The 23,142-nt window shown below is 55.0% G+C and carries 18 protein-coding genes; 12 read left to right on the top strand and 6 right to left on the bottom strand.

Features of this window, described 5'->3' with window-relative positions:
• The first annotated feature begins 68 nt into the window (after positions 1-68).
• The 4 genes from yrfG (at position 69) to pckA (ending at position 4,074) form a co-directional block, all read left to right on the top strand.
• Positions 69-737 (top strand): GMP/IMP nucleotidase, encoded by a 669-nt coding sequence (gene yrfG, locus ACI2I2_RS21275; RefSeq protein ID WP_330984999.1) that lies wholly within the window; start codon positions 69-71, stop codon positions 735-737.
• A gap of 10 nt (positions 738-747) precedes the next feature.
• The gene (hslR, locus tag ACI2I2_RS21270) at positions 748-1,149 is read left to right on the top strand and encodes a ribosome-associated heat shock protein Hsp15 (protein ID WP_404659787.1); all 402 of its coding nucleotides are present in this window, start codon (positions 748-750) and stop codon (positions 1,147-1,149) included.
• 23 nt (positions 1,150-1,172) lie between these two features.
• Positions 1,173-2,051: an Hsp33 family molecular chaperone HslO gene (gene hslO / locus ACI2I2_RS21265; protein WP_404659786.1), complete on the top strand. Its 879-nt coding sequence runs from the start codon at positions 1,173-1,175 to the stop codon at positions 2,049-2,051.
• Between the two features lie 403 nt (positions 2,052-2,454).
• Positions 2,455-4,074, top strand: coding sequence for a phosphoenolpyruvate carboxykinase (ATP) (gene pckA / locus ACI2I2_RS21260; RefSeq protein WP_404659785.1), 1,620 nt, complete (start codon positions 2,455-2,457; stop codon positions 4,072-4,074).
• A gap of 114 nt (positions 4,075-4,188) precedes the next feature.
• On the opposite strand, the gene envZ is transcribed toward pckA, so the two are convergent.
• Together envZ and ompR are read right to left on the bottom strand one after the other, a co-directional pair.
• Positions 4,189-5,541, bottom strand: coding sequence for a two-component system sensor histidine kinase EnvZ (gene envZ, locus ACI2I2_RS21255; protein ID WP_404659784.1), 1,353 nt, complete (start codon positions 5,539-5,541; stop codon positions 4,189-4,191).
• Positions 5,538-6,257, bottom strand: coding sequence for a two-component system response regulator OmpR (ompR, locus tag ACI2I2_RS21250; protein WP_001157751.1), 720 nt, complete (start codon positions 6,255-6,257; stop codon positions 5,538-5,540). Before ompR ends, envZ begins: the two co-directional genes overlap by 4 nt.
• Before the next feature lie 226 nt (positions 6,258-6,483).
• Here ompR and greB point away from each other — a divergent pair, with 226 nt between their 5' ends.
• The 5 genes from greB to feoC all read left to right on the top strand — a co-directional run bounded on the left by greB (position 6,484) and on the right by feoC (position 12,555).
• Positions 6,484-6,957 carry a transcription elongation factor GreB gene (gene greB / locus ACI2I2_RS21245; protein ID WP_404659783.1) on the top strand — a complete coding sequence of 158 codons (474 nt, stop codon included), beginning with the start codon at positions 6,484-6,486 and terminating at the stop codon, positions 6,955-6,957.
• A 101-nt stretch (positions 6,958-7,058) separates the two neighbouring features.
• Positions 7,059-9,386: a Tex family protein gene (locus ACI2I2_RS21240; RefSeq protein WP_404659782.1), complete on the top strand. Its 2,328-nt coding sequence runs from the start codon at positions 7,059-7,061 to the stop codon at positions 9,384-9,386.
• 343 nt (positions 9,387-9,729) lie between these two features.
• Positions 9,730-9,957, top strand: a complete 228-nt coding sequence (gene feoA / locus ACI2I2_RS21235; protein ID WP_404659781.1) for a ferrous iron transporter A — start codon at positions 9,730-9,732, stop codon at positions 9,955-9,957.
• A gap of 29 nt (positions 9,958-9,986) precedes the next feature.
• Complete coding sequence (feoB, locus tag ACI2I2_RS21230; protein ID WP_404659780.1) at positions 9,987-12,305, top strand: Fe(2+) transporter permease subunit FeoB; 2,319 nt, start codon at positions 9,987-9,989, stop codon at positions 12,303-12,305.
• 10 nt (positions 12,306-12,315) lie between these two features.
• Positions 12,316-12,555, top strand: a complete 240-nt coding sequence (gene feoC / locus ACI2I2_RS21225; RefSeq protein ID WP_404659779.1) for a [Fe-S]-dependent transcriptional repressor FeoC — start codon at positions 12,316-12,318, stop codon at positions 12,553-12,555.
• A 36-nt stretch (positions 12,556-12,591) separates the two neighbouring features.
• On the opposite strand, the gene ACI2I2_RS21220 is transcribed toward feoC, so the two are convergent.
• Both ACI2I2_RS21220 and bioH read right to left on the bottom strand, forming a co-directional pair.
• A complete protein-coding gene (locus ACI2I2_RS21220; protein WP_404659778.1) occupies positions 12,592-12,861 on the bottom strand; it encodes a YdgH/BhsA/McbA-like domain containing protein in 270 nt (89 codons plus the stop codon).
• A gap of 104 nt (positions 12,862-12,965) precedes the next feature.
• Positions 12,966-13,739 carry a pimeloyl-ACP methyl ester esterase BioH gene (gene bioH, locus ACI2I2_RS21215; protein WP_404659777.1) on the bottom strand — a complete coding sequence of 258 codons (774 nt, stop codon included), beginning with the start codon at positions 13,737-13,739 and terminating at the stop codon, positions 12,966-12,968.
• Between the two features lie 42 nt (positions 13,740-13,781).
• Here bioH and gntX point away from each other — a divergent pair, with 42 nt between their 5' ends.
• Both gntX and nfuA read left to right on the top strand, forming a co-directional pair.
• Complete coding sequence (gntX, locus tag ACI2I2_RS21210; protein ID WP_404659776.1) at positions 13,782-14,450, top strand: DNA utilization protein GntX; 669 nt, start codon at positions 13,782-13,784, stop codon at positions 14,448-14,450.
• Positions 14,451-14,508: 58 nt separating this feature from the next.
• A complete protein-coding gene (gene nfuA / locus ACI2I2_RS21205; RefSeq protein WP_330984985.1) occupies positions 14,509-15,084 on the top strand; it encodes a Fe-S biogenesis protein NfuA in 576 nt (191 codons plus the stop codon).
• Between the two features lie 117 nt (positions 15,085-15,201).
• Here the strand turns inward: nfuA and malQ are convergent, their stop codons facing one another.
• Positions 15,202-17,283 carry a 4-alpha-glucanotransferase gene (gene malQ, locus ACI2I2_RS21200; protein ID WP_404659775.1) on the bottom strand — a complete coding sequence of 694 codons (2,082 nt, stop codon included), beginning with the start codon at positions 17,281-17,283 and terminating at the stop codon, positions 15,202-15,204.
• A 9-nt stretch (positions 17,284-17,292) separates the two neighbouring features.
• Positions 17,293-19,683: a maltodextrin phosphorylase gene (malP, locus tag ACI2I2_RS21195; RefSeq protein ID WP_404659774.1), complete on the bottom strand. Its 2,391-nt coding sequence runs from the start codon at positions 19,681-19,683 to the stop codon at positions 17,293-17,295.
• A 571-nt stretch (positions 19,684-20,254) separates the two neighbouring features.
• On the opposite strand from malP, the gene malT reads away from it, so the two are divergent.
• A complete protein-coding gene (gene malT / locus ACI2I2_RS21190; RefSeq protein ID WP_404659773.1) occupies positions 20,255-22,960 on the top strand; it encodes an HTH-type transcriptional regulator MalT in 2,706 nt (901 codons plus the stop codon).
• Positions 22,961-23,142: the final 182 nt, after the last annotated feature.

The raw sequence follows: 23,142 nt of genomic DNA, 5'->3' as shown, positions 1-23,142 counted from the left end.
CCCGCCCTGCTCCCGCAAGCGCGATCGGTGTGATACCCTGTCGCGCATTCTTCGGCTGGAGACGCAACATGCATTTTGATATCGCCTGGCAAGAGGTGGATACCGTTTTGCTGGACATGGACGGTACTCTTCTCGACCTCGCCTTCGACACCCATTTCTGGCAAAAGCTGGTTCCTGAAACCTATGGCGCGCAAAACGGCCTCAGCGTTGAAGAAGCGAAGCTGCGGATCAGTCAGGAATATCACGCCGTGCAGCATACGCTAAACTGGTACTGTCTGGATTACTGGAGCGACCGTCTTGGGCTGGATATCTGCGCCATGACCACCGCGCAAGGCCCAAATGCCGTGCTTCGCGAAGACACAGTCCCTTTTCTGGATGCTCTGAAGGCCAGCGGGAAGCGTCGGGTGCTGCTCACCAATGCGCATCCACACAATCTGGCGGTGAAGCTGGAACATACCGGCCTGGCTTCACACCTTGATTTATTACTTTCCACCCACACATTTGGTTATCCGAAAGAAGATCAGCGCCTGTGGCGTGCCGTCGCAAAAGAGACAGCGTTAGACGCGCACAAAACGGTGTTTATTGACGACAGCGAGCCCATTCTGGATGCCGCAGCGTTATTCGGCATTCGTTATTGCCTGGGTGTCACCAATCCGGATTCTGGCGTGGCAGAAAAGCAGTATCAACGCCACCCGGCACTGAACGATTATCGTCGGCTGATCCCCGCGATTCGGTGAAGGAGAAACCATGAAAGAGAAGCCCACAGAAGCCGTCCGGCTGGATAAATGGCTCTGGGCGGCCCGCTTCTACAAAACCCGCGCCATGGCGCGAGAGATGGTTGAAGGCGGCAAAGTTCACTACAACGGCCAGCGCAGCAAGCCGGGCAAAGTAATGGAGCTGAACGCCACACTGACGCTTCGTCAGGGAAATGACGAACGCACGGTGATTGTTAAAAGTATTTCCGAGCAGCGTCGCCCAGCCTCTGAAGCGGTTCTGATGTATGAAGAGACCGCGGAAAGTATCGAGAAACGGGAAAAAATGGCCGTCGCCCGTAAGCTGAATGCGCTGACTATGCCGCACCCGGATCGTCGCCCTGATAAAAAAGAGCGCCGCGACCTGATGAGATTTAAACATGGGGACAGCGAGTAACCGTCCCCTTAAGAGAGAAAACGATGATTCAACACGATCAATTACACCGCTATCTGTTTGAAAACGTGGCCGTACGCGGCGAACTGGTCACCGTCACCGAAACGCTGGACCAGGTGCTGGAAAACCACAACTACCCGCAGCCCGTGAAGAACGTGCTGGCCGAGCTGCTGGTTGCTACCAGCCTGCTGACTGCCACGCTGAAGTTTGCCGGGGATATCACGGTGCAACTTCAGGGCGATGGCCCAATGTCGCTGGCGGTGATTAACGGTAACAACAATCAGCAGCTGCGCGGTGTGGCTCGTGTCCAGGGTGATATTCCTGCAGATGCCGATTTAAAAACGCTGGTCGGTAACGGCTATCTGGTGATCACCATTGCGCCAGAAGAAGGCGAGCGTTATCAGGGAGTGGTCGGTCTGGAAGGGGATACGCTGGCGGCCTGCCTGGAAGATTACTTCCTGCGTTCTGAACAGCTGCCAACGCGTCTGATCATCCGTACCGGTGAGCACGAAGGCAAAATGGCAGCAGGCGGCATTCTGCTGCAGGTAATGCCAGCGCAAAACGCTCAGGCCCAGGACTTTGAACACCTGGCAACCCTGGCCGACACCATCAAAGCGGAAGAGCTGTTCGGCCTGCCAGCGAACGATGTGCTGTGGCGCCTGTTCCATGAAGAAGAAGTGACGGTCTACGATCCGCAGGACGTGGAGTTTAAATGCACCTGCTCCCGTGAACGCTGTGCCGATGCGCTGCGAACCCTGCCAGATGAAGAAGTGGATAGCATCCTGGCCGATGACGGTGAAATCGATATGCACTGCGATTACTGCGGTAGCCATTACGTCTTCAACGCCATGGACATTGCGGAAATTCGTAACAACGCTTCTCCGGCAGACCCGCAGATTCATTGATGCTGATTGGCCATAGCCAATGCGCTCTGGCCCCCTCATCCCGGCCCTCTCCCACGGGGAGAGGGTGCAAACACTAAAAAAGGCAACCAGGGGTCGCCTTTTTGCTTTTTACCTCGAGAAGTGAATCGATTTTTGCTGTAACGCTTTCGTCATTTTCTTTCAGGAATGCGATTACATTCACATTCCATCAGTTCATTAAACCATTCGTTAACCGTTTAAGAACATTTCCCCCCATTCAAAAACGTTTCCTGCCATAATCTGTCTCGCCTCGTGACAGGAGTCACCGTGTTTTCCGTTAGTTTGACATCAGTCCGGATACGCAATTCTATGAGCCTCGTCGCGGTAAGAAACCTCTGAAAAACCCTACAATCATTAGCAGAACATTTGGCTAAGGAGCAGTGACATGCGTGTTAATGGTATTACCCCGCAGGATCTCAAGGCTTATGGTATCAACGACGTTCAGGATATCGTCTACAACCCCGATTACGACACTCTGTATCAGGAAGAGCTCAACCCCAATCTGGAAGGGTACGAGCGAGGCGTGTTGACGAATCTTGGTGCTATCAATGTCGACACCGGTATCTTTACCGGCCGTTCGCCGAAAGATAAGTACATTGTCCGTGACGACACCACCCGCGACACCGTGTGGTGGGCAGATAAAGGTAAAGGCAAGAACGACAACAAAGCGCTCTCCCCTGAAACCTGGCAGCATCTGAAGCAACTCGTCACCCATCAACTTTCTGGTAAGCGCCTGTTTATTATCGACGCTTACTGCGGCGCCAACGCCGACACCCGTCTGTGCGTGCGCTTTATCACTGAAGTGGCATGGCAGGCCCACTTCGTGAAAAACATGTTTATTCGCCCAACCGATGAAGAACTGGCGACCTTCAAGCCTGATTTCGTGGTGATGAACGGCGCGAAGTGCACCAACCCGCAGTGGAAGGAACAGGGCCTGAACTCTGAAAACTTCGTGGCGTTTAACCTGACCGAGCGTGTCCAGTTGATTGGCGGCACCTGGTACGGCGGCGAAATGAAGAAAGGCATGTTCTCCATCATGAACTACCTGCTGCCGCTGAAAGGCATTGCTTCGATGCACTGTTCAGCGAACGTCGGCGAAAAAGGCGATGTGGCGGTGTTCTTCGGCCTGTCGGGTACAGGCAAAACCACCCTGTCCACCGATCCGAAACGCCGTTTGATTGGCGATGACGAACACGGCTGGGATGATGACGGCGTGTTTAACTTTGAAGGCGGTTGCTACGCGAAGACCATTCGTCTGTCTGAAGAAGCCGAGCCGGACATCTTCCACGCGATCCGCCGTGATGCGCTGCTGGAAAACGTCACCGTGCGTGCCGATGGCAGCATCGACTTTGACGATGCGTCGAAGACCGAAAATACTCGCGTCTCCTACCCGATTTACCACATCGACAACATCGTTAAGCCCGTGTCGAAAGCAGGCCATGCGACGAAAGTGATTTTCCTGACCGCTGATGCCTTCGGAGTGTTACCGCCGGTTTCCCGCCTGACGGCGAACCAGACGCAGTATCACTTCCTGTCTGGCTTCACAGCGAAACTGGCAGGCACCGAGCGCGGCGTCACCGAGCCAACGCCAACCTTCTCTGCTTGTTTCGGCGCGGCTTTCCTGTCGCTACACCCAACCCAGTACGCTGAGGTGTTGGTGAAACGTATGCAGGCTTCTGGCGCGCAGGCTTATCTGGTGAACACTGGCTGGAATGGCACTGGCAAGCGCATCTCTATCAAAGATACCCGCGCGATCATCGACGCGATCCTTGACGGTTCGCTGGATGAAGCCGAAACCTTCACCCTGCCGATGTTTGACCTGCAAATCCCGACCGAATTGCCGGGCGTGGACACACATATTCTGGACCCGCGTAACACCTACGCGTCTCCAGAACAGTGGCAGGAAAAAGCAGAAACGCTGGCAAAACTGTTTGTGGAAAACTTTGAGAAGTACACCGACACCCCTGCGGGTGCGGCATTGGTTGAGGCTGGACCACGGCTGTAACACCGTGCGGTCTGATGCCCTCTCCCCAACCCTCTCCCACAGGGAGAGGGTGTAAATAGAAAAGGCCTTCTCCAAAGAGAAGGCCTTTTTGTTTATTTCACCGTCGAGCTTTTTTTAACTCTCTTTGGTGCCGCTGGACGTGCGCACAACCGGCACCGGCAACCACGCTCGAATCAACAGCCCACCACGCTCGCTGGTATCAATTTCCAGCAGGCCGTTATGGTTGTCGATAATACGCTGCACAATCGCCAGGCCAAGGCCTGTACCGCTGGTACTGCGTGCGCTGTCACCGCGAACAAATGGCTGGAACAGATGTTTACGCTGTTCAGGTTTGATGCCTGGACCGTCGTCTTCCACCTGGAACCACACGCGGTTCGGTTCGCTGCCGCTGCTGACTTTTATCCAGCCATTGCCGTAGCGAGCGGCATTCACCACCATGTTGGCAACGGCACGTTTGATTGACAATGGATGCATCCGCACAGGAATTTCACCTGCCTGCATCTCGGTTTCAATCTCACGCTCGTAGCCGCTCTCTGCAGCCACCACTTCGCCCAGCACGGCATTGAGGTCTGCCAGTTCCATTGGCATCTCCTGGCCTGTGCGCAGGTAGTCGATGAACTGCTCGATGATGGCGTTACACTCTTCGATATCCTTGTTGATGGATTCCGCGAGGTAGCCGTCCTCTTCGCCCATCATTTCCGTCGCCAGACGAATACGGGTCAGCGGTGTGCGCAAATCATGGCTTACGCCTGCCATCAACAACGTACGGTCATCGGCTAGCTGTTTCACGCCAGCCGCCATATGGTTAAAGGCTCGTGTGACCGACCGCACCTCCGACGCGCCATACTCACGCAGTGGCGGTGGAATGATGCCTTTCCCGACCTGCAAGGCAGCATGTTCGAGATCGACAAGGGGTCGGTTTTGTATGCGGATAAACAGCCACGCGCCGCCTATCGCCAACAGCATAATCGCCAGGGTATAGCGGAACAGCGGCGAGAAGTCGCCCTGATGGATTTCTGTCAGCGGAACGCGCACCCAGATGTTGGGTGACAACCAGGTTTTCAGCCACACCACCGGCGAGCTTTTGTTAACCTCAACGCGAACTTCGGTTGGGCCACCCAGTTGTTGCGCCATCTGCTGGCTAAGGAATTCGTAATGTTGCGCCCAGCGTAAGCCTGCGTCTTCCGCTGCTTCATCGGAGTAGAGCGAAATGCCCAACTCGCGGTAAATCTCACGACGAAAAGCCGGCGGCACCACTAACTGGGTGCCGTCTTCGAGCTGCAACTTGTCGGTCATCAGCATACGAACTTCGTAGGCCAGCACCTTATTGAACTGCTGAAGGCTCGGCAAAATCGCGAAGTTCAGCACCACAAGATAGGTCGTCACCAGGCTGGCGAACAGCAAGGTGACGATGAGAAGCAGCGTTCGGGCAAATGAACTTCGTGGTGAGAAGCGCATTCGCCTCATGCTTTAGAACCGTCCGGCACGAACACGTAGCCCAGACCCCACACGGTCTGAATGTAACGCGGATGCGCAGGATCTTCTTCCACCATACGACGCAGACGAGAAATCTGTACGTCGATGGAACGCTCCATTGCCGAATATTCACGGCCACGCGCCAGGTTCATCAGCTTATCGCGAGACAGCGGTTCACGCGGATGGCTCACCAGCGCCTTCAGGACCGCGAACTCGCCGCTGGTCAGTGGCATTGGCTCATCTTCACGGAACATCTCACGGGTGCCGAGGTTCAGTTTGAATTTACCGAAGGCAATCACCGCTTCTTCCTGCGAAGGGGCGCCTGGCAGTTCGTTCGCCTGACGACGCAGCACGGCACGGATACGCGCCAGCAGTTCACGTGGGTTGAAGGGCTTAGGAATGTAGTCGTCGGCACCGATTTCCAGGCCCACGATACGGTCAACTTCTTCCCCTTTCGCCGTCACCATGATGATCGGCATCGGGTTGCTCTGGCTACGCAGACGGCGGCAAATAGACAGGCCATCTTCGCCAGGCAGCATCAAATCCAGCACCATCAGATGGAAGGATTCACGGGTCAACAGTCTGTCCATCTGTTCGGCGTTGGCTACGCTTCGAACCTGGAAGCCTTGCTCGGTCAGATAACGTTCGAGCAGCGCACGCAGGCGCATGTCGTCATCCACAACAAGAATCTTATAATTCTCTTGCATTGGTTTTACTCCCAGAAGGTTCGCAACAATCAGAGTGCGTATTCTCAAAAAAGCCTACGCTACGCTCCAGCTAAATCTGGTATAAATTCTAGCCGAAATTGTTACAAAGCATATTTAACAGCAGCTTATCTGTACATTTCATCACAGAAAACTATTTTTTAGCCAACTCGCGTCTGCTTTGAGGCAAAATGTGCGCAACAGCAGGTAGTCACAAGGTAGCATTACTATGAAAACGCCGCTAATCACCCGCGAAGGGTATGAGAAGTTAAAAAAAGAGCTGGATTACCTCTGGCGTGAAGAGCGTCCGGAAGTCACCAAAAAGGTGACCTGGGCCGCGAGCCTGGGCGATCGCAGTGAAAACGCTGACTATCAGTACAACAAAAAGCGTCTGCGTGAAATTGACCGTCGGGTACGTTATCTCACAAAGTGCCTGGAAAATCTGAAGATTGTCGATTACTCCCCGCAGCAGGAAGGCAAAGTGTTCTTCGGCGCGTGGGTCGAAATTGAAAATGACGACGGCGATCTGAAGCGCTTTCGCATTGTCGGTTATGACGAGATTTTTGGTCGCAAAGATTACATCTCGATCGATTCCCCGATGGCCCGCGCGCTGCTGAAAAAAGAAGTCGGCGATCTGGCGCTGGTGCAGACGCCTGGCGGCGAAGCGACCTGGTATGTCAATGAGATCGAGTACGTTAAATAACTCGCCCGGAACACTCTGATAGGACGGCGGATAGCTGGTAATTTTGCCGGTCAATCCGTATAACTATCCCCTGTTTTTCACTCCACCGATGAAATATTGCCATGATGAAAGAGTCGCTCTGCCGCATTATTGCGGGTGAACTTCAGGCCAGAAACGAACAGGTAGAAGCTGCCGTTCGTCTGCTTGATGAAGGGAACACCGTGCCGTTTATTGCACGTTATCGTAAGGAAGTCACCGGCGGGCTGGACGATACCCAGCTGCGTAATCTGGAGACTCGTCTTGGCTATCTTCGCGAACTGGAAGAGCGTCGCCAGTCGATTCTTAAGTCGATTGACGATCAGGGCAAGCTGACGGACGAACTGGCAAAAGCCATTAACGGTACGCTGAGCAAAACCGAGCTGGAAGACCTTTATCTTCCGTACAAACCGAAGCGCCGCACCCGCGGGCAGATTGCGATTGAAGCAGGCCTTGAGCCGCTGGCCGATTTGCTGTGGAACGAGCCGTCGCACGATCCGGAAACGGAAGCCGCCAAATTTATCAATGCCGATAACGGCGTGGCCGACACCAAAGCCGCGCTGGATGGCGCACGCTACATCCTGATGGAGCGCTTTGCTGAAGACGCGCAGTTGCTGGCGAAAGTCCGTGAATATCTTTGGAAGAATGCCCATCTGGTGGCCGTGGTCGTCAGCGGCAAAGAGGAAGAAGGCGCGAAATTCCGCGATTACTTCGATCATCACGAACCGATTTCCAGTGTGCCTTCTCACCGCGCGCTGGCGATGTTCCGCGGTCGCAACGAAGGGATTTTGCAGCTTTCCCTGAACGCCGATCCGCAGTTTGATGAACCGCCGAAAGAGAGCTACTGCGAACAAATCATCACCGACCATCTGGGCCTGCGCCTCAACAATGCTCCGGCAGACAGCTGGCGTAAAGGCGTGGTGAGCTGGACGTGGCGCATCAAGGTGCTGATGCACCTCGAAACCGAACTGATGGGCACCGTGCGCGAACGCGCGGAAGACGAAGCGATTAACGTCTTCGCCCGTAACCTGCACGACTTGCTGATGGCCGCACCTGCTGGCCTGAAAGCCACCATGGGCCTCGATCCCGGCTTGCGTACCGGCGTAAAAGTCGCCGTGGTGGATGGCACCGGCAAACTGGTGGCGACGGACACCATTTATCCTCACACCGGCCAGGCAGCAAAAGCCGCTGTCGCGGTTGCCGCACTGTGCGAAAAGCACAATGTTGAACTGGTGGCGATTGGTAACGGTACGGCTTCGCGTGAAACCGAGCGTTTCTTCCTCGACCTGCAGAAGCAGTTCCCGAAAGTCACCGCGCAGAAAGTTATCGTCAGTGAAGCAGGCGCGTCAGTTTATTCCGCCTCTGAACTGGCGGCGCTGGAATTCCCGGATCTCGACGTGTCCATTCGTGGTGCGGTCTCTATCGCACGCCGCCTGCAAGACCCGCTGGCAGAGCTGGTGAAAATCGATCCGAAATCCATCGGCGTAGGCCAGTATCAGCACGACGTCAGCCAGACTCAGCTCGCACGTAAACTGGACGCGGTGGTAGAAGACTGCGTGAACGCCGTCGGTGTTGACCTCAATACGGCTTCCGTTCCGCTGCTGACTCGCGTTGCTGGTCTGACTCGCATGATGGCGCAGAATATCGTTTCCTGGCGTGACGAGAACGGTCAGTTCCAGAACCGTCAGCAGTTGCTGAAAGTCAGCCGTCTGGGGCCAAAAGCTTTTGAACAGTGCGCGGGCTTCCTGCGTATCAACCACGGCGATAACCCGCTCGATGCCTCCACGGTTCACCCTGAAGCGTATCCTGTGGTGGAGCGTATTCTGGCGGCCACTCAGCAGGCGCTGAAAGACCTGATGGGCAACGGCAACGAACTGCGCAACATCAAAGCGGTAGATTTCACCGATGAGCGTTTCGGTCTGCCGACCGTCACCGACATCATCAAAGAGCTGGAAAAACCAGGCCGTGACCCACGTCCGGAATTCAAAACCGCGAAGTTTGCCGACGGCGTGGAAACTATGAATGACCTGCTGCCAGGCATGGTGCTGGAAGGCGCGGTGACTAACGTCACTAACTTTGGCGCGTTTGTCGATATCGGCGTGCACCAGGACGGTCTGGTCCACATCTCTTCGCTGGCGGACAAGTTCGTTGAAGACCCGCACACCGTGGTGAAAGCGGGCGATATCGTCAAAGTGAAAGTGCTGGAAGTGGATTTGCAACGTAAGCGCATCGCACTGACCATGCGCTTAGACGAACAACCAGGCGATACGAATTCGCGTCGTGGCAGTGGTGGCGGGCGTGAGCAAAACAACCGTCCGGCAGCGAAAGCGGCAAAACCACGCGGACGTGAAGCTCAGCCAGCAGGCAACAGCGCCATGATGGACGCACTGGCTGCCGCCCTTAAGAAGAAATAATTCTCTTCTGTACAGGCCCTCTTATTTCAGAGGGCCTTTCTCATCGCCAGACAGATATTTTTACTCTTTCCCGAATTCTGCTCGCACTTATTTTCATCCTGGTAACAACTGCACTATTTCGTAAACACTCGCAAGCGCAGTAAATATTGAGCCATGTCAAAAGTCCTGTGAATTAAGCCCCGTTTCAACATTCGGTCACAGTTTATGGATTGAAGGCGTTAACCATTCTCATTATCATCGTCACTGTTGATATTTTATCCTTTCCCTGTTGGCATCATCGTTGGTTTCATCCGCCATCCGGCGCGAATGAAGAGTTAATCGGTTAGCGAACAAAGCAGGTCTTATGCAATTCACTCCAGACAGTACGTGGAAGATCACCGGGTTCTCTGCAGACATCAGCCCGGCTTACCGGCAGAAATTACTTTCCCTTGGCATGTTGCCTGGGTCTTCTTTTCATGTGGTTCGCGTCGCCCCTCTTGGCGATCCCGTGCATATTGAAACTCGCCGCGTCAGCCTCGTATTACGCAAAAAAGACCTGGCGTTGATTGAAACAGAAGCGCTGAGCCGTTAATTCCTGCCAGAGACAGCGAGTTTATTCCTATGAAAAAATTAACCCTTGGCTTAATTGGCAACCCCAATTCAGGAAAGACGACTTTATTTAATCAGCTGACTGGCGCACGCCAGCGAGTCGGGAATTGGGCGGGTGTCACCGTTGAGCGTAAAGAAGGCCAGTTCAGCACCACCGACCATCAGGTGACGCTGGTTGACCTGCCCGGCACCTATTCGCTGACCACCATCTCTTCACAAACCTCGCTGGATGAACAAATTGCCTGCCACTACATCCTCAGTGGCGATGCTGATTTGCTGATTAACGTGGTGGATGCTTCCAACCTTGAACGCAACCTGTACCTGACGCTGCAATTGCTGGAACTGGGCATTCCCTGCATCGTGGCGCTGAACATGCTGGATATCGCCGAGAAGCAACAAATTCGCATTGAAGTGGATGCGTTGGCTGCACGTCTTGGCTGCCCCGTTATTCCGCTGGTGTCGACCCGTGGCCGCGGCATTGAAGCCCTGAAGATGAGCATCGACCGCCATCAGGCCAACGACGATATCGAGCTGGTGCATTACGCCAAACCGCTGCTGCGTGAAGCCGACTGGCTGGCGCAGGCTATCAGCCCAGAAATGCCATTAAAGCAGCGTCGCTGGTTAGGCCTGCAAATGCTCGAAGGCGATATTTACAGCCGCAATTACGCTGGTGAAGCCGCGCAGCAACTCGATGTGGCAGAAGCTCGGCTGAAAACCGAGATGGACGATCCGGCGCTGCATATCGCCGATGCCCGTTATCAAACCATCGCCGCCGTGTGCGACGTGGTCAGTAACACCCTTACCGCCGAACCGAGCCGGTTCACCACCGCGGTCGATAAAGTCATTCTTAACCGTTTCCTCGGTCTGCCGATTTTCCTGTTCGTCATGTACTTGATGTTCCTGCTGGCGATCAACATTGGCGGAGCTTTACAGCCGATTTTTGACGGCGGTTCGGTCGCTCTCTTTATTCACGGCATTCAGTGGGTTGGCGCTACCCTGCACTTCCCTCAATGGCTGACGATTTTCCTCGCACAGGGGATTGGCGGCGGGATCAACACCGTACTGCCGCTGGTGCCACAAATCGGCATGATGTACCTGTTCCTCTCGTTCCTTGAGGACTCCGGTTACATGGCGCGTGCGGCGTTCGTGATGGACCGCCTGATGCAGTCGCTGGGGCTGCCGGGCAAATCCTTCGTGCCGCTGATTGTCGGCTTTGGCTGTAACGTGCCGTCGGTGATGGGTGCACGCACGCTGGATGCTCCGCGTGAGCGTCTGATGACCATCATGATGGCACCGTTTATGTCCTGTGGCGCACGCTTGGCTATCTTCGCCGTTTTTGCTGCGGCCTTTTTTGGCCAGCAAGGCGCGCTGGCGGTGTTCTCGCTGTATGTGCTGGGCATTGTGATGGCTATCCTGACCGGCCTGATGCTCAAGCACACCATCATGCGTGGGGAGGCTTCACCGTTTGTGATGGAGCTGCCGGTTTATCACGTTCCGCATCTGAAAAGCCTGATCATTCAAACCTGGCAGCGCCTGAAAGGCTTTGTCCTGCGTGCCGGTAAAGTGATTGTGATTGTCAGCATCTTCCTCAGCGCATTGAACAGCTTCACGCTGAGCGGTAAAGCGGCGGACAATATCAACGATTCCGCGCTGGCCTCTGTCAGCCGCGTGATAACCCCGCTGTTCAAGCCGATTGGTGTGCATGAAGATAACTGGCAGGCGACAGTAGGCCTGTTCACGGGTGCGATGGCGAAAGAAGTGGTGGTCGGTACACTGAACACGCTTTACACCGCCGAAAATATCCAACAGGAAGCGTTCGACCCGGCGACGTTTAATGTGCTGGATGAACTGGGTGCCGCCGCAGGGGAAACCTGGCAAAGCCTGAAAGACACCTTCAGCCTGAGCGTGCTGGCTAACCCGATTGAAGCCAGTAAAGGCGACGGTGAAATGGCGACCGGCGCGATGGGCGTGATGAGCAGCAAATTTGGCAGCGCCGCGGCGGCCTACAGCTACCTGATCTTCGTTCTGCTTTATATCCCGTGCATTTCGGTGATGGGCGCAATTTCCCGTGAATCGAGCCGTGGCTGGATGGGCTTCTCAGTGCTGTGGGGCCTGAATATCGCGTACTCACTCTCCACAGTGTTCTATCAGGTCAGCAGCTTCCAGCAGCATCCGCGTTATAGCCTGGTCTGTATTCTGGCCGTGGTGCTGTTCAACGTTGTGGTCATTGGCCTGTTGCGCCGCGCTCGTAGCCGGGTGAATGTGAATTTGCTGGCCACTCGCAAAACGGTCGAAAGCTGCTGTAACAGCCCGGCTGGCGACTGCCACTAAGGAATGCATTATGGCTTCGATGATTGAACTGCGGGATACGCTGGCGCTACAAGGACGAATGGAGGTGCAACAGCTCAGCCATGTCCTGCACACGCCGCAGCCGATGATTGAAGCCATGTTGCTGCGTCTGGAAGCGATGGGTAAAGCGAAGCGCGTGACGGACGATGTCTCTGAGTGTTTGAGCGGAAGCTGTAAAAGTTGCCCGGAAGGGAAAGCCTGCGTTAGGGAGTGGTGGGTTCTTCAGTCCTAAAAAAAGAAGAAGCGGGCCTGAGCCCGCTTTTTGCTTTTACTTGTAGACGTCTGCGTTAGCGTGAACGGTTTTCTCGTTCTTCTCACCCGCAATCACCACAAAATACGTCCCGCCTTTTTCATCGGCTTTCTTCGACAGGTCGCGCTTAGCGTCCATCGGCGAAGTCGTACGCGAAGTGGTCACCGAACCAATTTTGGTCAGGTTCATTTTCGCCGCATCTTCTTTAGAAATTTCTTTAGCCGCAAAAGCGCCAAAAGAGATGGAGCCCATAACCAGTGCCGCAACAATACCTGAAGCAAATTTCATAGCCGTACTCTCCATATGACCATTTTATGTGAACGCTGTAGCAAAAACACAGCGCTTCACTAAGTATTGTCGCTAATGGAATTTTCGCCAGTTTGCCTTAAAAATCAGAGAATCACCTGCCTGAGCGCCAGCAGCTGCTGACAAAATTCGGTGGGATGCGAAATGAACGGAGCATGTGCCGCTTTAGGAAAAACGTAAGACTGGCTTTGCGGCCACAGCGCATCAAGCAGTGGCACCACCTTGCGCGGCACCAGGCCATCGAGATGACCATACAGCCGCAGGAACGGCATTTTCAGGGTAGTCAGCGCGTCGCGCAGATCAGCCGTTTTCAGGATTTCGAGGCCACTGTTTAGCACTTCTGTCGAAGGCATCGGCAGTGCCAGCACCGCGCTTTTCAGTTTTCGAGCATCCTGACGCGCGCTCTCTGTGCCCATCGTTTGCAGTGCAAGAAAACGCTCGACCGTGCGCTGGAAATCCTCACTCAACTGATGCTGAAAACCAGAAAGCACTTCCGGTTTGATTCCCGGCCACTCCGTTTGGGCGCAGAAACAAGGCGAGGACGCGACCGTAACCAGCGCCTGCACTCGCTCAGGTGCCGTAAGTGCAGCAAGGCTTGCCACAAGGCCCCCCAAACTCCAGCCGAGCCAGACGGCTTTTTCCGGCGCTTTTGCCAGCACCGTCTCCGTCATCGCTTCCAGTGACATCGCCCCGAAACCCTGACTGCGACCAAACCCTGGCAGGTCGACCAAATGCAGTGTGAAATGCGAGCTGAGTTCAGAGGTTATGCAATCCCAGACTTCCGCGTTCAGCCCCCATCCGTGCAGCAGCACAAGATGCGTATTTCCTTCGCCTTTGGTTTGCCACCCGATGTCGTTCATCCGTTACTGTTCCCGTTCACTGTTCTAAAAGGAGGAAGCGATATGCTATCAGTCCACGGCTCGTGCTGGCTATGCCAAATGCCGTTGGCGCTGGCGCATTGGGGCATCTGCTCTCGCTGCACACGCGCGGTGAGTTCGAGCCTCTCACTTTGCCCGCAATGTGGATTGCCCGCCACCAGCAAAACGGTGGTGTGTGGACGCTGCTTACGCCACGAACCGCCCTGGCAAACGCTGGTGACGGTCAACGATTATGTCGCCCCGCTGTCCACATTGATTAAGCGCTGGAAGTTCAGTAACAAGCCCGAACTCACACGAGCGCTGGCGAGGTTATTGTTGCTGAGGATAAAAGAGCAACCGCAGACCGCGGATTTGCTGGTCGCCGTCCCTTTATGGCAACGCCGCCACTGGCGACGAGGCTACAACCAGGCAGACTTGCTGTGCCAACCCCTTTCCCGCTGGCTTGGCATTCGTTATCAGCCAGAAGCGATACGCCGAATACGGCCGACAGCCACACAGCATCAGCTTTCCGCGAGGTTACGCAGGCAGAACCTGAAAAATGCCTTTCAGCTTGAATTTGCGGTTAGGGGTCTCCATATCGCCCTTGTGGACGATGTCGTCACGACCGGTACCACCGTAGCCGAGCTTTCCCGCCTGCTTTTGCAAAACGGCGCCGCGTCAGTTCAGGTATGGTGCCTGTGTCGCACCTTGTAGACCCTCTGTGATGGGCGTATTATAACCGACTAAAGTAGTCAACTATTAGGCCAAAGCTATGATCCGTATTTCCGATGCTGCACAAGCGCACTTTGCCAAACTGCTGGCGAATCAGGAAGAAGGGACACAAATCCGTGTATTTGTGATCAATCCTGGTACCCCAAACGCTGAATGCGGTGTTTCTTACTGCCCGCCGGATGCGGTGGAAGCCACCGACACTGCCCTGAAATTTGACCTGCTGACCGCGTACGTTGATGAGCTGAGCGCGCCGTATCTTGAAGATGCGGACATCGACTTCGTGACCGATCAGTTAGGGTCTCAGCTGACGCTGAAAGCACCAAACGCCAAGATGCGTAAAGTCTCTGACGATGCCCCGCTGATGGAGCGCGTTGAGTACATGCTGCAGGCGACGGTTAACCCGCAGCTTGCCGGCCATGGCGGTCGCGTCTCGCTGATGGAAATCACCGATGAAGGGTTTGCGATCCTGCAATTCGGCGGCGGTTGTAACGGTTGTTCAATGGTGGATGTGACGCTGAAAGAAGGGATCGAGAAGCAGCTGCTGAACGAATTCCCTGAGCTGAAAGGCGTTCGTGACCTGACTGAACACCAGCGTGGTGAGCACTCTTACTACTGATTTCGCTTGCAGGCCTGCATTCATGTAGGCCTGATAAGCGCAGCGCCATCAGGCATTTTCGCCCGGCGGCGCTTCGCTTGCGCGGGCCTACGAATTCTTCGCGACCCGCTTGCTCTTTTATTTCCCCGCCGCCTTCCGACGCTTATCCAAATCTTTAATCAACTTATTCACCGACTCATCGGCGAACATCGCTTCTATAGTGGTGGAAAGCTTGCGTCTCCAGTTTTTATACTGGTAACTGGTGCCCGGAATGTTGACCGGCCCGGCCATGTCCAGCCAGTCTTCCGGCTGAAGGCCCAGCAGCGCACTGTTGCTGTCTGCGATATAACGCTGCATCCCGCGATTTAGCGTGCTGGTCATGCTCATCAGCGTTGCTTTATGCCCGGCGCGTTTTGGCAAACAGCCGTATTTATGCAGTGCTTCCAGCAAACCTTGCTTCGCCAGTTCGCGATCCTGATACAGGCCGCGCAGGATAACTTCATCCGGATATAAGCCCAGCGTTTTACCCAGCGTTAAATCCCCGCTTTCCCAGTAGCCTCTGAGCGTCGGCAAATCGTGCGTCGTTGCCACGGCCATCGACTGCTCTGGATACGCTTTTGGCGCGCGGAATGTCTTCTCGTGGTCGCTTTCGAAATAGAGCACTTTGTAGGAGTAGACGCCGCTCTTACGCAGTTTGCCGACGATTTCCACCGGCACCGTGCCGAGATCTTCCCCGATAACCATGCACTGATGACGTTTGCTCTCCAGCGCCAGAATCGACAGCAAATCGTCCACCGGATAATGCACATACGCGCCGTGGTCAGCGGTTTCGCCATAAGGTATCCACCACAAACGCAGGACGGACATCACATGGTCGATACGCAGTGCGCCGCAGTTTTGCATATTGGCCCGCAGCAAATCGATAAACGGCTCATAGGCGCGGGCAGTAATGATATGCGGGTCCATCGGCGGTAAACCCCAGTTCTGCCCAAGCGGCCCGAGGATATCCGGCGGTGCGCCAACGGAGGCTTTCAGGCAATACAGCTCGCGGTCACACCAGGTTTCCGACCCGCCTTCCGCCACGCCAACCGCAAGGTCGCGATACAGGCCAATCGGCATCTCGTGCTGTTGGCATTCATTCCAACAGGCGGCGAACTGGCACCAGGCCAGCCATTGCAGCCAGAGGAAGAAATCCACTTCGTCGGCATGTTTCTCGCAGAACGCTTTCACTTCCGGGCTGTCGATATCCTGATACGCTTCCGGCCAGGCTGGCCAGCCCCAGCGCATCTCGTCTTCTTTAACCTGATAAGCGTGCAGCGCATCAAACGCCGCTTGCCAGTACAGGCTTTCACCTTCATTGAGCGCGAACTGACGGAAGGCCGCCATCTGGTCGTCGTCGCGTGTTGAGAACCCTTTCCATGCCATGCGCAGAGCAGTAATTTTCAATGCGGTGACAGTCGCGTAATCCACCCACTCGGCATCACGGGCAGATTTCAGCGTCTGCTGAGTGGTCGGCAGTGTCCACCACTCCTGCGCTTCTTTGCTTTGGCGGAAATCTTCTACCGCGTTCACGTCGATATAAATCACGTTCAGCCAACGGCGTGAAGAAGGGCTGTAAGGGCTGGCGCTTTCCGGGTTCGCAGGATAAAGCGCATGAATCGGGTTGAGGCCGATGAACGAGCCGCCGCGACGGGCGATTTCCGGCAACATCACTTTCAGGTCGCCGAAATCGCCGATTCCCCAGTTATGTTCAGAACGTAAGGTGTAGAGCTGCACGCAGCTGCCCCACAGCTTTTTGCCCTGCTTCAACGCCTGAGGTTCATAGCAGCGTTCAGGGGCAACAATCACCCGGCAGTGCCAACGGCTTTCGCTCTGGGTTAATGTCAGCGTGTGATAGCCCTCGGGCAAACGAGACGGAAGCGTCAGCGCTTTACCCGCGCTGGCATTGCCCTGATGTTGCGCGCCCTCTTCGGTGGTCAGCAGCCAGTGATAATCACCGTTGCCTTCCACTGCTAACGACATTTTCTTGCCGTGGGTGAAGACCAGCACGTTGGGCACCGGGGTGACGGCCACTTTGGTGGCCGTTGAGCTGTGATGCATTGCGTCGAGCAAACGTCGCTTGGTGTCGGCACCAATTGACTGAGGTTTGCCGTGGGCATTGATGTAACTTGGGCTGATGCCCGCCGCCTGCGCGGCATTGTCCAGACGTTTGCTCTCCATAGCGCTCCCTTAACGTTTCGCCTGCCAGATACGGCTCTGATAATCACGGATAGAACGATCCGAGCTGAACATGCCGCAACGCGCGGTATTGAGGATCGCCGCACGCGTCCAGGCTTCCTGGTCACGATACAGTTCGTCGACTTTCTTCTGTGCTTCCACGTAAGCCGCGAAATCGGCCATCACCAGATACGGGTCGCCGCCCTGCTTGCCCATGCTGTGCAGCATCTGGTCAAACGCATGTTTGTCGCCGTCGCTGTACTTGCCGCTTTCCAGCTCTTTGAGCACCGCATCCAGCACTTTGTCTTTCTTGCGCCACTTCAGCGGGTCATAGCCTTTGGCCTTGAGGGCTTTCACCTCTTCCACGGTATGGCCGAAAATGAAGATGTTTTCTTCGCCGACTTTCTCCGCAATTTCAACGTTCGCGCCGTCCAGCGTACCGACGGTTAACGCGCCGTTCAGTGCCAGCTTCATGTTGCCGGTACCCGAAGCTTCTTTGCCCGCTGTGGAAATCTGCTCGGAAACATCCGCCGCCGGGATCAGCATTTCAGCCGCCGACACACAGTAATCCGGCAGGAACACGACCTTCAGCTTGTCGCCGACTTTCGGGTCGTTGTTGACCGCTTCAGCCACTTTGTTGATAGCGAAAATGATGTTCTTCGCCAGGTAGTACCCCGGAGCGGCTTTGGCACCGAACAGGAACACGCGTGGCACGCGGTCGGCTTTCGGGTTTTCGCGAATCTCTTTATAGAGCGCAAGAATGTGCAGCAGGTTCAGGTGCTGACGCTTGTATTCGTGCAGGCGTTTAATCTGAATATCGAAAATTGCCGCAGGGTTAATTTCAATCCCGGTACGGTGCTTCACAAACTCCGCCAGGCGCTGTTTATTCGCCAGCTTGATGTCGCGATACGTTTTGCGGAATTTCGCGTCGTCAGCGTATTTTTCCAGGTTGATCAACTGGTCTAAATCGTTGGCCCACTCTTTTTTCAGGCTCTTATCGAGCAGCGCCGCCAGCGCCGGGTTGCACTGTTTAATCCAGCGACGCGGCGTGATGCCGTTGGTCACGTTATGGAATTTGTTCGGCCACAACTGGTGATATTCCGGGAACAAGTCCTTCACCACCAAATCAGAGTGCAGCGCCGCCACACCGTTGACCGCGAAGCCGCTCACCACGCACATGTTCGCCATGCGAACCTGCTTGTCATGCACCACAGCCAGCTTCGCCCAAACAGCGTCGTCGCCCGGCCAGGTTTTGTCGACCAGTACTTTAAAGCGCTTGTTGATGTCGTTGATGATTTGCATGTGACGCGGCAGCAGCGCTTTCACCAGCTTCTCATCCCAGCACTCCAGCGCTTCTGGCATCAGTGTATGGTTGGTGTAGGCGAAGGTTTTGCTGGTGATAGCCCAGGCGTCGTCCCAGCTCATCTGATGCTCGTCAATCAGCACACGCAGCAGTTCAGGGATAGCGATTGTCGGGTGAGTGTCGTTCAACTGAATGACTTCAAACTTCGGCAGCTCTGCCAGCTTGCGGCCCGCCAGATGATGGCGACGCAGAATATCAGCCACGGAACAAGCACACTGGAAGTACTGCTGCATCAGGCGCAGCTTTTTGCCCGCCAGATGGTTGTCGTTCGGATAGAGGACTTTCGTCAGTTTTTCGGCGTCGATACCCTGCTGCTCAGCACGCAGGAAATCGCCGTCGTTGAATTTCGTCAGGTTAAACGGATGTGCATGCGTGGCCTGCCACAGACGCAGCGGCTGAGCCACGCCATTACGGTAGCCCAGAACAGGCAAGTCCCACGCCTGGCCGACCATGGTAAATGCGGGTTCCCAGTGGCCTTTCACCACTTTACCGCCAATGCCAACCTGCACGTCCAGCGCTTCGTTGTGGCGGAACCAAGGGTAGCTGTTACGGTGCCAGTCGTCCGGCGCTTCCATCTGCTGCCCGTCGGCAAAAGACTGACGGAACAGACCGTACTGATAGTTGAGGCCATAACCCGTACCGGACTGGCCGACTGTCGCCATCGAATCCAGGAAACATGCGGCCAGTCGCCCCAGCCCACCGTTGCCCAGACCCGGGTCAATTTCTTCTTCCAGCAGGTCGGTCAGCGAAATATCGTGCCCTTTCAGCACGTCAGTGACTTCCTGATACCAGCCGAGGTTCAGCAAGTTGTTGCCCGTCAAACGGCCAATCAGGAACTCCATCGAAATGTAGTTCACATGGCGCTGGTTCTTCTCAGGCTTCGCCACGGGTTGCGCCGCCAGCATTTCCGCCAGGGCACCGCTCACGGCGCGCCACCACTGACGTTGCGTCATTTCAGTCGCGCTCTGGAGGCCATATCGCTGCCACTGACGCGTCAGCGCAGCCTGAAACTGTTCTTTATTGAAGGTTGGCTGTGACATAAGGGGTCCAATCCTGTTAGCTAAAACGTTAGAGCTAGTGTGCCAGGCTACCCTGCCAACGTCCTCATCCTGGCGGGCATTAGCCAGGGAGGAGTAGCAGGGATGAGCGAGAAGTGTGATCGCCGCCACTATAACGTTAGCCTCTCACACCGGTTCTGCTCAGTTTTACTCCAGGATTGTTGCAAACGGTGAACGATCGTTTGGCTAAATAGGTGAAATGCTGGAAATGATTACTTACGTGTAATAATAATTCCGCATTCCCCACCGGATTAATGTTTTATTTTCTGACTATCCCGTCCCTGAATTATAAATGCTTAAGAATGACCTTATTGATTAAAACCGGGGTTCAATAAATTTTCGTCGAATTAGCAAAACCAGTAACGACGCGCACTGGCACCGGTTTCAGTGTCTTCGTTTAACCTTCATTAAGAATTGTGACAGAGTGCAAAATCATAAGCATAAAATTCGGACATAACTTGCAATAATTAAGCGATTGGCCGACCTTAATAGACATTAATTACGAAGCGCGAAAAAAACAAACCTCTTACTCTCACAGTGAAGTGATAACCCTATGTTGATTCCGTCAAAATTAAGTCGCCCTGTCCGCCTCGAACACACAGTGGTTCGTGAGCGGTTACTGGCGAAACTTTCCGGCGCGAACAATTACCGTCTTGCGCTGGTAACAAGTCCGGCAGGATACGGAAAAACCACTCTCATTTCACAGTGGGCGGCAGGGAAAAGCGAACTGGGCTGGTTCTCTCTGGATGACGGAGATAACCAGCAGGAACGTTTTGCCAGCTATCTGATTGCGGCCATTCAGCAGGCGACCGGCGGCCATTGTGCTGCCAGTGAGACCATGGTGCAGAAACGGCAATATGCCAGCCTGACCTCGCTGTTTGCGCAGCTTTTTATTGAACTCAACGCCTGGCAGAAACCTCTGCTGCTGGTGATTGACGATTATCATCTGATAACCAACCCGGTTATCCACGATGCGATGCGCTTTTTCCTGCGCCATCAACCGGAAAACATGACGCTGGTCGTGCTGTCGCGAAATCTGCCGCAGTTGGGTATCGCCAATTTGCGCGTGCGCGATCAGCTGCTCGAAATTGGCAGCCAGCAGTTGGCCTTTAATCACCAGGAGGCGAAGCAGTTTTTCGACTGCCGTCTGACCTCCCCGATTGAAGCCGCAGAAAGCAGCCGCATGTGTGATGACGTTGCCGGTTGGGCAACGGCGTTACAGCTTATTGCGTTATCCGCTCGTCAAAATAACAGTGCGGTTCATCACTCGGCGCGTCGTCTGGCAGGCATCAACGCCAGCCATCTGTCCGATTATCTGGTGGATGAAGTGCTGGATAATGTGGATTTGCCGACCCGTCATTTCCTGCTGAAAAGCTCCCTGCTGCGCTCGATGAACGATGCGCTGATTGTGCGCGTCACCGGGGAAGAAAACGGCCAAATGCGGCTGGAAGAAGTCGAGCGTCAGGGTTTGTTCTTGCAACGCATGGACAACTCCGGCGAGTGGTTCAGCTTCCACCCGCTGTTTGGCAGCTTCCTGCGTCAGCGTTGCCAGTGGGAACTGGCTACCGAACTGCCAGACATTCACCGCTCTGCCGCCGAAAGCTGGATGGCGCAAGGCTTCCCTAGCGAAGCCATCCATCACGCGCTGTCTGCGGGTGATGCAAAAATGCTGCGAGACATTCTGCTCAATCACGCCTGGGGCTTGTTCCATCACAGCGAACTCTCATTGCTGGAAGAGTCTTTGGCGGCCCTTCCGTGGGAAAGCCTGCTGGAAAACCCGCGCCTGGTGTTGTTGCAGGCCTGGCTGATGCAGAGCCAGCATCGCTACAGCGAAGTGAACACGCTGCTGGCCCGCGCGGAAGCAGAGATGAGCGGCGAAATGGATGCGACGATGCACGCCGATTTCAACGCCCTTAGGGCACAGGTTGCTATCAACGATGGCAATCCTGATGAAGCCGAGCGTCTGGCGATGGTCGCGCTCGATGAATTGCCGCTCGCCAGTTATTACAGCCGTATCGTTGCCACCTCGGTACACGGCGAAGTGTTGCATTGCCAGGGGAAACTCAGCAAGTCGCTGGCGGTGATGCAGCAAACCGAACAGATGGCGCGTCGCCATGAGGTCTGGCACTACGCGCTGTGGAGCCTGATCCAACAAGGCGAAATCCTGTTCGCGCAGGGCTTTTTACAAGCCGCGTGGGAAACTCAGGAAAAAGCCTTCCAGCTGATTCGCGAGCAACATCTTGAACAGTTGCCGATGCACGAGTTCCTGTTGCGCATTCGCGCGCAACTGCTGTGGGCCTGGGCGCGTCTGGATGAAGCGGAAATGAGCGCTCGTCACGGAATGGAAGTGCTGGCGAATTTCCAGCCTCAGCAGCAGTTACAATGCCTGGCGCTGCTGGTACAAAGTTCGCTGGCGCGTGGCGATCTGGATAACGCCCGCAATCATCTCAACCGTCTGGAAAACCTGCTCGGCAATGGGCAGTATCACAGCGATTGGGTCTCGAACGCCGATAAAGTGCGCGTGATTTACTGGCAGATGATTGGCGATAAGAAATCCGCCGCCAACTGGCTGCGCCACACGCCAAAACCGGAGTTTGCCAATAACCACTTCCTGCAAAGCCAGTGGCGCAATATCGCCCGCGCACAGATTCTGCTGGGTGAATTTGAACCCGCCGAAATCGTGCTGGAAGAACTCAATGAAAATGCCCGCAGCCTGCGTCTGATGAGCGATCTCAACCGCAACCTGCTGCTGCTCAATCAGCTTTACTGGCAGGCGAGCCGGAAGAACGATGCCCAGCGCGTGCTGATGGAAGCGTTGACGCTCGCTAACCGCACCGGTTTTATCAGCCACTTCGTGATTGAAGGTGAAGCGATGGCGCAGCAGCTGCGTCAGTTGATTCAGCTCAACACGTTACCGGAGCTGGAGCAGCATCGTGCACAGCGCATTCTGCGTGAGATTAACCAGCATCATCGGCATAAATTCGCGCATTTCGACGAGAACTTCGTTGAACGTCTGCTGAATCACCCTGAAGTGCCGGAACTGATCCGCACCAGCCCCCTCACGCAACGCGAGTGGCAGGTGTTAGGGCTGATTTATTCAGGCTACAGCAATGAACAGATTGCCGGAGAGCTGGACGTGGCGGCCACGACCATCAAAACGCATATTCGCAATTTGTATCAGAAGCTCGGCGTGGCACATCGCCAGGCGGCGGTGCAACATGCCCAGCAGTTGCTGAAAATGATGGGGTATGGGGTTTAAGTCCTCTGCGGCCTGATGCCCTCTCCCCAACCCTCTCCCACGGGGAGAGGGTGCAAAACAACCGCACATTCCATTCCCTCTCCCTTGGGGCTGAGGTATCCCCACAAAAGTGAAAAGCACGATGAAGTGTGATCTACTGGTTGCGCTAACAAAACAGAAGAGACCTCATCGTGCCTTTACAG

It is taken from the genome of Scandinavium sp. NPDC088450, from assembly GCF_044900545.1.
In the GTDB taxonomy this organism is placed as follows: Bacteria; Pseudomonadota; Gammaproteobacteria; order Enterobacterales; family Enterobacteriaceae; genus Scandinavium.
Note: the sequence above shows the minus strand (reverse complement) of the source record. Positions and strands in the feature narration are given on the sequence as shown.

What these genes read in the sequence shown, in the direction of transcription:
- malQ (WP_404659775.1), bottom strand. Translation starts at nt 17,283, where the DNA reads ATGGAGAGCAAACGTCTGGACAATGCCGCGCAGGCGGCGGGCATCAGC.
- hslR (WP_404659787.1), top strand. Translation starts at nt 748, where the DNA reads ATGAAAGAGAAGCCCACAGAAGCCGTCCGGCTGGATAAATGGCTCTGG.
- ompR (WP_001157751.1), bottom strand. Translation starts at nt 6,257, where the DNA reads ATGCAAGAGAATTATAAGATTCTTGTTGTGGATGACGACATGCGCCTG.
- pckA (WP_404659785.1), top strand. Translation starts at nt 2,455, where the DNA reads ATGCGTGTTAATGGTATTACCCCGCAGGATCTCAAGGCTTATGGTATC.
- hslO (WP_404659786.1), top strand. Translation starts at nt 1,173, where the DNA reads ATGATTCAACACGATCAATTACACCGCTATCTGTTTGAAAACGTGGCC.
- feoC (WP_404659779.1), top strand. Translation starts at nt 12,316, where the DNA reads ATGGCTTCGATGATTGAACTGCGGGATACGCTGGCGCTACAAGGACGA.
- yrfG (WP_330984999.1), top strand. Translation starts at nt 69, where the DNA reads ATGCATTTTGATATCGCCTGGCAAGAGGTGGATACCGTTTTGCTGGAC.
- feoB (WP_404659780.1), top strand. Translation starts at nt 9,987, where the DNA reads ATGAAAAAATTAACCCTTGGCTTAATTGGCAACCCCAATTCAGGAAAG.
- greB (WP_404659783.1), top strand. Translation starts at nt 6,484, where the DNA reads ATGAAAACGCCGCTAATCACCCGCGAAGGGTATGAGAAGTTAAAAAAA.
- malT (WP_404659773.1), top strand. Translation starts at nt 20,255, where the DNA reads ATGTTGATTCCGTCAAAATTAAGTCGCCCTGTCCGCCTCGAACACACA.
- feoA (WP_404659781.1), top strand. Translation starts at nt 9,730, where the DNA reads ATGCAATTCACTCCAGACAGTACGTGGAAGATCACCGGGTTCTCTGCA.
- ACI2I2_RS21220 (WP_404659778.1), bottom strand. Translation starts at nt 12,861, where the DNA reads ATGAAATTTGCTTCAGGTATTGTTGCGGCACTGGTTATGGGCTCCATC.
- gntX (WP_404659776.1), top strand. Translation starts at nt 13,782, where the DNA reads ATGCTATCAGTCCACGGCTCGTGCTGGCTATGCCAAATGCCGTTGGCG.
- nfuA (WP_330984985.1), top strand. Translation starts at nt 14,509, where the DNA reads ATGATCCGTATTTCCGATGCTGCACAAGCGCACTTTGCCAAACTGCTG.
- envZ (WP_404659784.1), bottom strand. Translation starts at nt 5,541, where the DNA reads ATGAGGCGAATGCGCTTCTCACCACGAAGTTCATTTGCCCGAACGCTG.
- malP (WP_404659774.1), bottom strand. Translation starts at nt 19,683, where the DNA reads ATGTCACAGCCAACCTTCAATAAAGAACAGTTTCAGGCTGCGCTGACG.
- bioH (WP_404659777.1), bottom strand. Translation starts at nt 13,739, where the DNA reads ATGAACGACATCGGGTGGCAAACCAAAGGCGAAGGAAATACGCATCTT.
- ACI2I2_RS21240 (WP_404659782.1), top strand. Translation starts at nt 7,059, where the DNA reads ATGATGAAAGAGTCGCTCTGCCGCATTATTGCGGGTGAACTTCAGGCC.